Origin of the sequence: Paenibacillus sp. GCM10027630 (assembly GCF_042676305.1) — a bacterium.
In the GTDB taxonomy this organism is placed as follows: Bacteria; Bacillota; Bacilli; order Paenibacillales; family NBRC-103111; genus Paenibacillus_S.
On the sequence record NZ_JBHTGY010000085.1, the window covers coordinates 24,545 to 38,162 of the forward strand.

At 44.7% G+C, this 13,618-nt stretch carries 8 protein-coding genes; all 8 read right to left on the reverse strand.

From position 1 onward, the window contains the following. Positions 1-6: 6 nt before the first annotated feature. Positions 7-1,980, reverse strand: a complete 1,974-nt coding sequence (parE, locus tag ACFQ0C_RS32815; RefSeq protein WP_258216084.1) for a DNA topoisomerase IV subunit B — start codon at positions 1,978-1,980, stop codon at positions 7-9. 106 nt (positions 1,981-2,086) lie between these two features. Further along, entirely contained in the window at positions 2,087-3,079 is a 993-nt protein-coding gene (locus ACFQ0C_RS32820; RefSeq protein ID WP_379373221.1) for an ABC transporter permease, read from the reverse strand. Next, positions 3,072-4,028, reverse strand: a complete 957-nt coding sequence (locus ACFQ0C_RS32825; protein ID WP_379373223.1) for an ABC transporter ATP-binding protein — start codon at positions 4,026-4,028, stop codon at positions 3,072-3,074. The genes ACFQ0C_RS32820 and ACFQ0C_RS32825 overlap by 8 nt, the downstream gene beginning before the upstream one ends. A gap of 46 nt (positions 4,029-4,074) precedes the next feature. Beyond that, a complete protein-coding gene (locus tag ACFQ0C_RS32830; RefSeq protein WP_379373225.1) occupies positions 4,075-4,899 on the reverse strand; it encodes a GDSL-type esterase/lipase family protein in 825 nt (274 codons plus the stop codon). A 137-nt stretch (positions 4,900-5,036) separates the two neighbouring features. After that, positions 5,037-6,512 (reverse strand): peptidoglycan DD-metalloendopeptidase family protein, encoded by a 1,476-nt coding sequence (locus ACFQ0C_RS32835; RefSeq protein WP_379373227.1) that lies wholly within the window; start codon positions 6,510-6,512, stop codon positions 5,037-5,039. A 1,021-nt stretch (positions 6,513-7,533) separates the two neighbouring features. Next, the gene (locus tag ACFQ0C_RS32840; protein WP_379373229.1) at positions 7,534-9,390 is read right to left on the reverse strand and encodes an ABC transporter ATP-binding protein; all 1,857 of its coding nucleotides are present in this window, start codon (positions 9,388-9,390) and stop codon (positions 7,534-7,536) included. Next, the gene (locus tag ACFQ0C_RS32845) at positions 9,387-11,234 is read right to left on the reverse strand and encodes an ABC transporter ATP-binding protein (protein WP_379373231.1); all 1,848 of its coding nucleotides are present in this window, start codon (positions 11,232-11,234) and stop codon (positions 9,387-9,389) included. Before ACFQ0C_RS32845 ends, ACFQ0C_RS32840 begins: the two co-directional genes overlap by 4 nt. A 380-nt stretch (positions 11,235-11,614) precedes the next feature. Next, positions 11,615-13,618, reverse strand: a 2,004-nt coding sequence (locus tag ACFQ0C_RS32850; RefSeq protein WP_379373233.1) for a dynamin family protein, incomplete at its 5' end; no start/stop codon positions are given.

Here is a 13,618-nt window from a genome sequence, read left to right on the forward strand (position 1 = left end):
GTTTATCTACTCCTCGAACTCGGTAAAGTCGACATTCTCGATAATCCAACGCTTGCGCGGGTCTACTTTATCACCCATCAGCGTAGATACACGCCGTTCAGCTTTTGCCGCGTCCTCAATCTGCACCTGCAGCATCGTCCTTGTCGCTGGATCCATGGTTGTCTCCCACAGCTGGTCAGGATTCATCTCACCCAAGCCTTTATAGCGCTGCAATTCGATATTTTTGCCCAATTCCTTTGTCAGCTTATTCAGCTGTTCATCGGTCCAAGCATAGTTAACCGAGCTGTTTTTGCCAGCTTTTTTGGTTACTTTGTACAATGGCGGTTGAGCGATATAAACCTTCCCAGCATCTATTAATGGCTTCATATAACGATAAAAGAAGGTAAGGAGCAGCACCTGAATATGCGCACCGTCCGTATCAGCATCCGTCATGATGATGATTTTGGCATAATTGCTCTCCGTTGCATCGAATTCAGGACCTACCCCCGCTCCAATCGTCGCAATGATCGCTTTATATTCATCGTTTTTCATAATATCAAGAAGCTTTGCCTTCTCCGGATTCATCGGCTTGCCCTTCAATGGCAAAATAGCTTGATGCTTGGAGTCACGGCCTTGCTTGGCAGAGCCTCCCGCAGAATCTCCCTCTACGATAAACAACTCATTTTTGGTATGATCCTTCGATTGTGCCGGGGTCAGCTTGCCTCCAAGGTTAGAGCTCTCGCTCTTGCCCTTCTTGCCGCTGCGCACCTCTTCGCGTGCTTTTCGTGCAGCCTCACGAGCTTTAGCCGATTGAACAGCCTTCTTCATCACCATCTGCGCGGTTTGAGGATTTTCTTCCAGGAATACAGCCATCTTCTCAGATACGATTGAATCTACAACGCTTCGAGCTATCGCACTGCCTAATTGATCCTTCGTTTGACCGACGAATTCAACCTCGCCCATCTTGATATTGATGACGACCATCATGCCTTCGCGCAAATCTTGACCGTCCAGATTTTTATCCTTCTCTTTCAGAACAGCCGTTTTACGCGCATAGTCATTCATCACTCGTGTATAAGCTGTTTTAAAGCCCGTCTCATGCGTACCGCCGCCACGGGTAGGTATAGAGTTAACAAACGAAACCAGCGTTTCCGTGTAACCGTCATTATACTGAAGTGCTACCTCTACCTCGATATCATCCTTTTCCGCTGTGAAATGAATAACTTCGTGCAGCACCGTTTTTTCTTCATTCAAAAATTGGACGAACTGGCTTGCGCCACCTTCGTACTGGAATGTTTCTTGCTTATCGGCTCGCTCATCCTTGACAGTCACTTGCAAGCCTGAATTCAAGAATGCAATTTCTTGAAGCCGTTCAAGCAAAGTATCGTAATTAACCGCTATACCGGCTTGAAATACGCGTTTATCCGGTTTAAAGGTAACCTTCGTTCCCGTCTGTCTTGTATTTCCTATGATCTCGAGTCCGGATGTCGGTTCGCCAACATGCTCTACGCCTTTCTCGTCCACCCAATATTCAAACCGTTGGCGATGTGTCTTCCCATCGCGATAAATAATAACTTCCAGCCATTCGGAAAGCGCATTAGTAACAGATGCTCCTACACCATGCAAGCCTCCGGATTTCTTGTATCCTCCACCGCCGAATTTTCCGCCGGCATGCAGAATCGTAAAGACAACTTGTGGCGTCGGAATACCTGTTTTATGCATCCCTGTAGGAATCCCACGTCCATTATCTTGAACCGTAATAGATTGGTCCTTATGAATCGTCACGTCTATCTTGGAACAAAATTTGGCCAAGTGTTCGTCAACGGCATTATCCACTATTTCCCACACCAAATGATGAAGCCCGGAGGAGCTAGTGCTCCCTATGTACATACCTGGTCTTTTTCGGACCGCTACAAGCCCTTCAAGCACTTGAATATCGTCAGCGTCGTAATCCGTCCGCGTGGTTGTTTTGTTAGCAAACAAATCGAGTTGTTCCGCCATCGCAGCCTCCCCTTATGTGCAACCATTCTTATAAACTACACGAAGTTGATTGTCACATTATTTCTCTAGCTCTAGTTTCTATTGTGCATTATAACATCTTGTACCGTTAGTTCAATATATCTTTTTTCGTAAATACTACAAATGATGCAATTATGGACGCAGCTCCCCATGCCGTTAGTACCATCAAAGAAAACGGTAAATCCATACCCTTTATGGGCGGAAGGCTGCCTGTTAAATAATCAGTTAACCGCAAATTGACCATAAATAAATATTTTGCGGTCTCCCACGAAGACACCATATTCGTCAGTATTGTACCCGAAATTAGCACAGCCAGCATCAATCCCATCCCAGCGGCCGTACTGCGTATCATAACTGAAACCATCAAAGACATCACCGCTACGATCAGCGCAGAGTACCAAACCAAACCGAATTCCATGATAAGATAAAGCCATTGATCCACTGGACGAACATAAGAAGTATCCACTTCGGTACCGACAACTTTAAATCCAAAGAAGATCGGCATATCCCAACCTCCGTAGCCAAATACAATACCGGATATGAGATAACAAAGCAAGGCCGTGCAGGTTACAATCAGAGAAGTAAACAATATAATACTGATCAGTTTGCTCATTAAAATTTTCCATCGTTCAACAGGTCTCGTCAGCAGCAGCTTGATAGTTCCGGTTGAGTGCTCGGAGGACACAAGGTCGGAAGCGATCACCATAATCATTAAAGGTATGAACAAACCGACAGCATTTTTAAGAAATTCTCTTGTAAAGGTTACCCCGTTAGGTTCTGCAGGATTCACATCTTTATCCAAGTAATACTGGGCCAGTATGACTTCAACCCTACGAAACTGCTTCCATTCCTCAGGTACGCGTGCGCTCCCGATACTCCTTGTGTAATCCGTAATTTTCTGCCTCTGCTCCGCACGCCAATCTTTCGTTCCAAACTGCTTGAGATTATTTTGAGCAACCTTCATCTGGGCAAAAGTAAACATAGGTATGAGTGCGGCCAATATTAGCAACACGACCAGCAGTCGTTTTTTCTTAACGATTTTGATGCATTCGTTTTTAACCAAAGGATATAAACTAACCAATGCTCTTCCCCTCCGTTAAGCTCAAAAATAGATCCTCCAGTGTTGGACTTTTCGTCTCCACTCCATACAGCTGAACATCCGACTCAATCAACAAGCGTGTCAATGAAGGAACCATTTCCGGACTTAACTGAGTCACCACCGTTGCTGCCAAGCTATCAGCTTCTCCTGATTCCGCTTCTGAAGAGCTCAAAATCTGCACATCGGGCTGTCCTCGTAGAACCTCCAATGCCTTTCCCAGCGGAGATATCCGCCATACAACACGGCTTGCGGATTCATCGATAAGTGCATCCACCTTACCAACCTTAATGACTTCTCCATGGCTAATAATAGCTACCCTATCGCACATTTGTTGAATCTCGCTTAACAGATGGCTCGAAACAAACAAGCTTAATCCGGTTTTGGCCAGCTGCTGGATAAACTCCCGCATTTCTTTGATTCCTTGCGGGTCCAAGCCATTGGTTGGCTCGTCCAAAATAAGCAGCTTCGGACTATTAAGGAGTGCTTGGGCAATCCCAAGCCGTTGACGCATGCCTAATGAATAGGTCCTTACAGTATCATGAATTCGGGCGTCCATCCCTACAATATCGACCACTTCCTGAATGCGCTTGTCCGATACATTCGGAAGCATTCTGGCGAAATGTTCGAGGTTCTCCCAGCCCGTCAAATATGAATAAAGCTCTGGGTTTTCTACAATACAGCCGACGTATTGCAGCGCTTCATTATGATTTTTGTGAACATCATAGCCGCAAATTGAAATTGAGCCCTCGCTTGGGGCAATCAGATCGACCAGCATACGAATAGTAGTCGTTTTTCCTGAGCCATTAGGGCCTAAGAAGCCAAAAATTTCACCGCCGTATATCTCAAACGATATCCCTTTTATGATCTCTTTACCTCTGATGGATTTCTTTACATTTTTAACTGATAAGACAACTTCCCGTTGTTTTTCCATGCAAGCTTCTCCTTATTACGATAATAAAAGAGTTTGTTAAAGAGGGTTATTTTACTATTTGCGCAATCCGTTCAGCTATACGTTCGTAACCGTCTTGATTCGGATGGAAGTGATCTGTATACAAGTATTTGCTTAAGTTAAGCTCAAATAAATCGAATGTCGGGACCACCACCATGTTCGGATAGCGATTTGCAATTTCAAAGGCACTCAGATTCCATTTTTGAATAATCAAAGAGCCCTCTCTGTTGGGATCGATATCTAGAAAAGGATGATATAACCCGACATAACAGATAACAGCAGTAGGATTTTGCTTAGCTACATGGTCTAGTATTTGCTCCAAACGTTTTAAACCGTCCGGCATCCGTTCAAGTGCAGCTTTCGGATTAAAGCTTTCATCGGATTGCCCATTGAAAACTCCTTGTCCGCCCTCAAACAGATCATTACCGCCAATTGTCAGCACAATCAGATCCGCTTGCGAAAGAGCCGTATCAATCCCTTTTTTCTCCTGCATATCTTTCAGCAAGTTGCTTGTCCTAAAACCTGGTATCGCAAAATTATTTAAAATAAACACTGGCTTACCGAGCTGTTTCTCCAGCTTCTCTTTTGCTTGTCCCACATACCCGCGGCCTGACAAATCGCCTGTTCCGGCTGTTAATGAATCTCCCAGAGCAACAATTTGAATCTTATCCTTGGCAGCAAAGGAAGTCTCCTTAGGCTTGACCGTTTCTTGAGGGGCTGCTACTCCCATATTATCAGCCTTCGTTGGAAATATAATCTGGTTGATTGCATAAACAAATCCAAAAATACATAGCAAAGTGGACACAAGTGCGGCCAACCCAATCGTGCGCCACAAAAAACGAGTGGATAACAAGACGACTCCTCCCTTTCTCCATCCTTCGACATCTATTGCACTTCCATTTTTAGAGTAGCGGTTCGCGAACCAATTTGCAAATGTTTGACAAATAGACCGGAAGCAGCAGCCTCCAGCCTAAATATTTAATCTTAATATTATAAGCTGCCCAAGTAGTTCAGCGGATTTTCCTGCTCGTCTCCTTTATGTACCTCAAAATGAAGGTGAACTCCTGTAGAATTGCCTGTGGTACCCATGATCCCGATCTTTTCGCCTTTCTGCACTATCTCCCCCTCACTTACGGAGAGCTTGCTTAGGTGACCATAAAGTGTGCTTAACCCATTCTGATGATCAATTATAATACAATTTCCATAACCATTTTTCCATCCGGCAAAAACCGTCTTTCCATGATCAGCGGCCATAATCGTTTTATTCTCAGAAACCATGTCTGTGCCTGGGTGAAAAGCTCCCCAACGTTTACCGAACTCGCTAGTTAATTTGGCTCTATATATGGGCCAGGCAAGGGTTCCCGTGCCTACTCCAGGAATTACTTTCGTCCCCTTTCTGACGATAGCTTGAACGCTAGGACGCAGGATAGTTTCAGCAGCCGCCATCTCCTCCTTGAAATCACCATTTATACGGGTTGTTAAGTAAGTGACCTCTTTTAGCCCAGTTTCACCAGGGAATAACGTTTCTTTGAGACCAGCTTTCATGGTAGAATCTTCTACATATACAACCTCATACGGCACTTCAAAGCTTTCTATGCGTTTTTCGATTGTTTTAACCGATAGCAGCGGCTGCAGCACCGTTAAATCCAAAACATCTCCTACACGGATCAAATTGTTTTTAATCCAAGGATTATTATCATAAATGACCTGCTTGTTAATTTTCAGTTTATAAGCGATGCAGGATACGCAATCACCTGAAACGACCTTATATTTGAACGGCTGCACATCGCCAGTTTCAACTTTTCTTAACATAGCATCGCTATCTCCGATATCCTCAGGCTTTATTTCAAGAGAGACAAAATCGACTTTTTGAACAAATTGAACGGATTCAAATAGGGGAGTCATATTCTCCTCAAGCTTATGTTCTGATTCTGTTGCTATTGCTGCTGCTGAAGCAGTAACAACACCTGAAGAAGCTGATTCGGACAAAATACGAACCTTTCCATTTGTGCTAGCTTTCAACATTTTTTGCTTGACCTGTTCCAATAATTGTTGCGCCGCGGCTTCATCTTTAACGACTCCCAACGGCTTATCATCTATTCGAATTTGTACACCTTTCATTTGTGTCCTGATTCTTTTTTCCAGTTCAGCAATTACACCCGAATTATCATAAGTTGCTTTATACTCCCGTTCTTCAATAAATTGTAAGTCCGCCAGCTTTGCTTCAGCTTGAACCGTCGGATATTGCTGCTTTGTCCATGTTTTTTTCTGCTCGAACCAATCCCAAACAATGTTTGGACTGCTCACGGTACCAACTGCTTCCATGCCAACAATAACGCGGTATCGCGTCACCGTATGCTGCAGCGTATACATGTATACAATTGCAAAAAAGAAAGCAATAACAGCCAAGCTTCCGCAGCTAAGTATCAACTTCTTTTCTATTTTCCAGCCTGTTGTATAGTCCACTTGTACCTCCCGTAAATCGGTGTAATGGTGGAAAGTAAACAACCTTTTCCTAGTCTATTCTTAAGTGGTGCTGATTAGCACTAAATACAACAGGGAGCGGACTTTATATGCCAATCTGTTGATACCAACTGATTTGATCTGGCGGCCTAAATTTGGGAGAATACCAGTGTTCACTCAATGAGTAATTGATGAAAGTAAATAATTCATTGCCCCCCCCTCCAACTAATTCAATCCCCGCAGCAATCTCCTCTTAAAAAGCCTGCCAGTCGATTTACCAATCAGTCCCCGGAGTTGACGAACAGGGCGAACGCTCACACTCCTCACCCACACCTTAAACATAACCCTAAAGAACATTCCAGTACTGCACCCACGGAAGTGAAGGACAATGCGGAAGTAATTGTTCCTTTATCACCTGAAATGTCCAGAAAACAGAGTGATAAGGGAACAGCCAGTTCCGTTATTGCTCTGTTTTTGTGTATTAATGCTCCAATTCGGCCAATATAACGGAATTCCCTCTTCCGCTATCGCCCCAGATTGGAGGCGGCTGATGGAATAACGGAACTCTCAGTTCCATACTAAATACTCCACGGTGCATCATTGCGCTACTTCGCCGCTATCTGTATAAAATCCCCCCCTGATCATGGAGTACGTTAAAGATCTTAAGCTCTCATGTATGTAGGGCAGGGTGCTCGCCCATTCTTCATTCCTGAGTGCTGTAAAGATTTTATACTTTCTACAATCTTAAACAAGACGCCCCACAATACAGGGCGTCTTGTCTTTCTAGCTCTAATAAAATTGGAACTTTTTTAAGAAATCCAGGTTTGTGAATACTTCTTCATATGGGTATGTAGGGATAAGGGAATGGTATGGAAAGCTTACGGCTGCCTTTGAAACCAAGTTGTTACCGCAATCTAAATTAATAGACAACTTGGAATTTCAAGAGCTTTGGAGTACCATCCCTTTCCCGAAATACCCGTACTATGAATAAATGTTCACATGTTTTAAATTCTTTAAAATAGTCCTATCCCACTTCCCTCAGAAACCGATATTGAGCCTGTATCAGTCCATGATAGATGCCTTTATGCGCCAATAATTCCTCATGAGTGCCCTGCTCCATCATAACCCCATGATCCAGCACGATAATTTTATCAGCGCCTCTGATTGTCGACAATCTGTGAGCGATGATAAACGAAGTTCTTCCAGCAAGCAGCGTCTTCAGCGCCTCTTGAATTTTCAATTCTGTTTCCGTATCAATACTGGCCGTCGCCTCATCCAATATTAGGACGCGTGGATCGGCTAATAAAGCACGAGCGAACGAAATTAGCTGCCTCTGCCCCATAGAAAGGACGTTCCCTCTCTCCTGGACCTCGGTATCATAGCCTAATGGCAAGTTAACGATAAAATCATGCGCCCTAACGGCTTTGGCCGCGAATTCAACTTCTTCATCTGTCGCATCCAGCCGCCCGAAACGAATGTTGTCCCGAATAGTACCGGAGAAAATAAACGTATCCTGAAGCACGATACCTACCTGTGAGCGTAAGCTTGATACCGTTACATCACGAATATCGTGACCGTCTATGGTAATGCTCCCACTGGTAATATCATAGAAACGGCATAGCAGATTAATAATAGTGCTCTTGCCAGAGCCCGTGTGACCTACAAGAGCGATCGATTCACCTGCTTTTACACTCAAATCAATTCCCTTGAGTGCTTTACGGCCAGGCTCATATTCGAACTCTACTTTCGACAGTTCGATGTCACCCTTCACTTTCGGCAGCTCTTTTGCATTCGCCGCCTCAGCTACATTCGGCTTCTCGTCGATAAACTCAAAGATCCGTTCAGATGACGCCATTGCAATCAGCATTTGAGAGTACATTTGCCCCAGTCGGTTAATCGGCTCCCAAAAATGCCCGATGTAAGTAGCAAAAGCAACCAATAAGCCTATCGTTATTTCTTCTTGTTGAATTAAATAGGCTCCAAACCAGAACAGGATACAGTAGCCGATAGCTCCCGTCACCTCAATAATGGGGTTGAAAGCCTGATTTAAATTGGAAGCCCGCTGCCAAGATTTATGGTTATCCAGATTCATTTGATCAAAAAAAGCTATATTTTCTTTTTCCTGAGTAAACGCCTGTGTCACTTTGATGCCTTGTATGCATTCGTTCAGATGCGCATTAATTCGGGATTGCTTTGTTTGCACAACCTGCCAGGAACGCCTAATCAGGACACGCAGCTTGGTGGAAACCATAAACATAATCGGAACCGTAACGATAATGGCCGTACCCAATTTAACATTGTAGAACAATAGAATGAAAATGATACCTAACAGCTGCACACAATCAATCATCAGGTTAACCACGCCGTTCGTGAACAAATCCTGCAATGAGTTTACATAGTTCGTAATTCTCACAAGAATTGAACCGGCAGGACGTTTATCAAAAAACCGGAAGGATAAGCTTTGAATGTTTTTGAACAAGTCATGACGAAGGTCATAAATCACTTTCTGCCCGACTTTATTCGTAAACCGGATTCGATAATTATTCGCCGCCCACTGAATGAAGTACAAGGAAAGCATGCCTGCAACACATTGAAACAGCAAAGCAGTGTCTCCATGACGAGGCGCGCTCTCACGAAGTACATTATCGATTGCATAAGCGATTAATAACGGGTTCAACAGCTTTGTTAAAGCACCAACTATCATCATCGTAATAATGACAGGAAGTATTTGTTTGGAATAGGGCTTTAAATATTGTCCAAGACGTTTAACCTGAACCCAGTCAAATCCCTTATCTAGCAATTCATCGTCCTGATAAACAAACCGTCTGCCTGATTGCTCATCTCCATCGGTTTGTACCGTTTGTTTCACTGACTCACTCACTGTATGTACCTCCCGGAGTTCTGTTGACCCGCAGCGGCCACTTGATTCTCCGCCTGCTGATCCTGATGTGATACAAGAAGCTCTTCGATTGTTTCTTCCAGTAAAACGGCATCCGCTTGATCGGCAAATTGAATTTTATAAGTTTCCAAATAAGGGCCTTCTTGCTTCATCAGCTGATCATGCGTCCCTCTTTGAACGATCCGGCCTTGATCCAGCACAATAATTTCATCCGCGTGCTTCAACGAAGATATTCGGTGGGCAATAATAAAGGTTGTTCTGCCTTTCATAACCTCTTGAAAACCCATTTGAATTTCATGCTCGGTTTCCATATCGACAGCGCTTGTTGCATCGTCCAGAATTAATATTTTCGGATTGGTGAGAAGCGCTCTTGCAATAGCAATCCGCTGCTTTTGCCCTCCCGAAAGACCCATACCACGCTCGCCGACAATAGTGTCGTAGCCTAATGGAAGCTCCATAATGAAATCATGCGCTTTAGCAAGCTTTGCCGCTTGAACGATCTGATCCATCGTCACATTTCGAACTCCATAGGCAATATTATTGCGAATTGTAGATGAAAATAGAAAGGTTTCCTGGAATACAATAGCCATTTGTTCCCTCAAACTCTCAAGCGTAACATCCCTAATATCCAAGCCGTCCAACGTAATTCGACCTTCTTTGACATTATACGCGCGAAGCAACAGCTGAATGACTGTTGATTTTCCGGAGCCCGTACCTCCCAAAAGACCTATTACCGAGCCTGGAGGCGCATCCACTTTAAAATGCTGCAGAGCAGCCTGCTGGTCTGTATAAGCAAACGTCACATCCTCGAAGCGAACATGTCCCTTGACCCTATCCGAAGTTAGCTCAATGGCATTGTCTTTGTTTTTCACATGGACATAATGGTGTAAAATCTCAAGAAGCCGTTCGCCTGCCGCTTTGGATTGCGTGTAGTTATTGATATGAAAACCAATTTGCCACATAGGACCGATAATATACCAGATCAGACTAAAACAGGCGACCAGCTCTCCTAATGTGATCATATTGTGGATAACCATGTACCCGCCGCTTGCAAGTAAAAAGACAACGCTTAAATTTGCAAGAATCTCCATTAATGGAAAATATCGAGCCCAAATGCCTGACGTAGTCACGTTATTCATTCTGTAATCTTCATTTCTTTCCGAGAACTTCGTAATTTCATGAGGCTCGCGGGCAAATGATTTTACAGTACGTACACCCGTTATGTTTTCCTGTACAGACGTCGTCATAGAGCTCATAGATTTGCGGATCGAACGAAACGCTGGATGGATCTTACCCTCAAAGCGAATCGCGGTGAATACAAGGAATGGCATTGTAATCATTGTGATCAGCGTGAGCTGCCAATTGATTGTTAACAGCATGGTCGTTCCAAATACAAACATCATAAGCACGTTTAATATTTGAACAAAACCAAATCCGATAAAATCACGGACAGCTTGCAAATCTGCAGTAAGACGAGACATTAAATCCCCTGTTCTTGCTTTGTCGTAGTATTGAAAGGATAAATACTGCAGCTTCTCATACAATGCATTTCTAAGATTAAAAGCTGTTTTGTTTCCGAGCCTTGCGCTCATTAATCCATGCACAAACTGAAAAATCGCCTTGCATGTAACTACGCCCACTACCAGCAAAGACAGACCAGGCACCAAGGAGAACTGTTTCTTTGTTATTACTTCGTCTATCAAATAACGAAGCAAGTTGGGATAAACCAATCCCAATGCCGTTGCGGTCATCAACGACAAAATCGAAGCAAGTAATAACTTTCTTTCAGACCAGTAATACTCCTTTAGCTGCCTAAAGACTTCCATTGGATCCTCCTAAGAGTTTTTTTGCGCCAGCCTAGAAAACTGGCATCGCAATCATGACTGAGTTGCTTGAGCAAAGCATTTCTTCCAAGCATAATCTGAGGCCAAAAAAGCCTCAAAAGCAAAAATTGCTTCCGATGCAGATCGCGCTGCCACCGAAAGCGTTCGCTTTTTTAGAATCTTAACACCATCCATGGGGAGCGGCAACAACCTCATTTCCCATAATTCTCCTTATAGGGAGATAATACCCCAAATCTTTACGAAATGATGACACAATCCACTTTTTTCACGATCATAGTACCTTTTGCCGCCATATGAATCCCCTTTCATAAAAACAATGAAAATCGGCTGTCCTTTTTCAGACAGCCGATCCTGGCACAACCTTATTTATTTGGTTTTAAATAATAATTGACTAATTTCTCGTGCTTATTTTTTAGCTCAACGATATCAATCTGCGTTTCCAGGGCGGCCAATTGCCCAACTGCATATTCCTGCAATTCGGTTTGCAATTGCTCGGATAACGCCTGGTACCACGACTGCAATTGGACTCGATAAGCTTGATCAAGCCGATCCGCCTGTGATTGTACATAGACGGCAAATGGATCGTTCAATTTCGCTTCCAGCTCTGTCCGCAGCTTTTGTTTTCCGTCACCTTCGAAAAACTGCTTTGCATTTTTATAAAAGCCTGCCAGCCATTTCACCTGTACGGAATCCGCAGTAAATGACTCTGTTTCCTGAGGCGTTTCAAATACCTTGGGCTCATATTCGGAATACTGAAAGGTTGTAAGCTCCCGGCCGAAAGACTGTGACCACTGATGCCTTCTTTTTTTGGCTGTGCTATTGATCGCATTTTCAATTCGGAGGGTAGTAGCCAAAATTTCTTGGGATAAATCAAAAGAAATCATACGCCGCAGATCATCCCACGCCAATTCCATAGTAGCTTTAATATCGCGCCCTTCTTCCCGGAATACGGCAGGATTGAAAGCATGCAGAAATAGTTCACCGAAGCGATACGTTTCACGCTGCTTGACATAATATAACAGTTCATCTATTTCCTTGCGGAGTTCTCTTTCCTCCGGCTCTGTCGAAATTTCTCGAAGCTTAGTAACAGCTTCATCCAGAGCAAGACGAATGGCTGAGGCACGTTCGAGCCGCGCACTCTCGTCGGATTGTGCCCCGATAATCCACTGCTGCAGTACATCTGCGGCGCGCCCCAGATCGGCCTGTCCCGACCTGATAGCGATATCCGTAAGCTCCTCCAAGCTAAATCTCACAAAATCCTGCTCGAATGCAGCTATTCCTGACGCTTGAATAGTCTTTTCATCCTCAGCAAGCTTACCTTCCAATGCGTAATAGCTTGATAACGGATAAATTCTCGGATTTCGGATTCCATGCTGCTGCAGATTGCTCTGAACATGGGCTACAACACCTTCAAGCTCATCCGTTGATGAAGCCAGGTCAGCTGCATTAACGATAAAGAACATTTTATCAAGCTCAAAGCTATCTTTGACCCTGCCCAATTGCAGCAGGAACTGACGGTCAGCATGTGAAAATGCATGATTATAATAAGTAACAAACAAGATGGCATCCGCATTTTTGATATAGTTAAACGCCACACCCGTATGTCGAGCGTTGATTGAATCAGCCCCTGGGGTGTCGACTAATACAATACCTTGATCGGTCAATGGATTAGAATAATACAGCTCGATCAACTCGACAAAACATGACTTACTTTCATCCGCAGCATAAAGAGCAAATTGTTCTGCATCTACTTTAAGTTCACGGCCCAAGTCGTTTTTTACAGCCGCCCAACCGTTTTCTACTGCCTTTAGAAAGGTATAGTGAGGTTTGCCTTTGGCTGACACTTGATCTGCTGTCAAACGGCCAATAGCGGCAAGGCTATCTGATAAACCATTAACCTGAATGCCAAGAACCTCTAAGGAGTAGCGGATATCGTCTGCTAGACGCTCATTGCTCTTCATCTGTATTTTGGCTGTGCCGTGCGGCCAGCCGTTCTCCGGCTCGGGCGGCATAATTTTGTTAATCGCCGCTGTCGTCGGATTCGGCGAGACTGGCAGTACCCTTTCGCCGATCAACGCATTGGCGAAAGAGGATTTGCCCGCGCTGAACGCACCGAACAGCGCGATTGTAAAGCGGCTCTGCTGCAGACGCTCAGCCTTTTCCTGCAGCGAGCGGCAAATGCTCGCTAACGGCGCGAGCCCCGCGAGCTCGCCAGCGCCTGCGGCAAGCTGTGCGGCCGCTTCGCGCAGGCGCGCGCGGTGCGCGCCTTGCGCCAGCGGCGCAGCGCTTGCGCTGCCGGCGCGGCCCGCAGCCGCGGCCATCGCCGCGAGCGCGTCGCGCGTTGCGTCGCCGCGCGGCGCCGGCGC